Source organism: Paenibacillus sp. P4_E11, from assembly GCF_056401635.1.
In genome coordinates, this window is record NZ_JBFUIX010000629.1 from 1 (window position 1) to 764 (window position 764).

Below are 764 nucleotides of genomic sequence, written 5' to 3' on the forward strand. Positions count from 1 at the left end.
CATCGTTGAAGATGGTGTGACTCATCAATTACTTCATGAAAGCAGACGTTTTAAAGATCTCTTCTCACTAGATTCAGCTGTATAAAAGATAGGGGTGGAATTATTGATTAAACTTAATTGGTATCGATTTATGATAATAAAAGCCCTTTCCCCTTTTTCAGTGGGGGTCAAACGATTTTTCTTTTTCAGTTTAATGTTGAGTATAGCGACAATTGGATTAACCTTTCTTACACCTGTCTTCTATCGTATTTTCATCGATGATGTTGTTGTGAAGGGTAATATGCATGGATTTATTCAAGTTGTAGTAGGATATGTGGCAATTTTATTCCTCGGCTTTGGGGTAGAATATTTGAGAGGTTATTCTGACAATCGTCTTAATAATCACATCTATTTTAAGGTGAAGCACAAGATTTTTAAAGAATTGTACCGATATGATTTCGTTTATTATGACAACACAAGCATTGGCGAAATGAAGATGAACATAGAGGAAGATACTGAGAATATTAAGTCTTTTGCGGACAAACAACTCATTCAGTATGTGGTGTCGTTGTTGAGTCTGACGGTTGCATCAATATTTATGCTCTCGATTTCATGGAAGCTCTCATTAATTGCTGCAATCAATATCCCTTTAACTTTATATTTGGACTATGTACTAGGGAACAGAGAAAAGATTGTTGTCCAAATGAATCGCGATACCGACAAAGATGTGACCTCCTGGCTTAACACCTCCTTGCGAAATTGGAAAGAAATAAAAGCACTAACAT

At 35.5% G+C, this 764-nt stretch carries 1 protein-coding gene; it reads left to right on the forward strand.

Annotated elements, in window-relative coordinates; genetic code table 11:
• Window positions 1-103 precede the first annotated feature (103 nt).
• A partial coding sequence (locus AC1DWB_RS36555) for an ABC transporter transmembrane domain-containing protein (RefSeq protein WP_477545939.1) occupies window positions 104-764 on the forward strand: 661 nt, incomplete at its 3' end.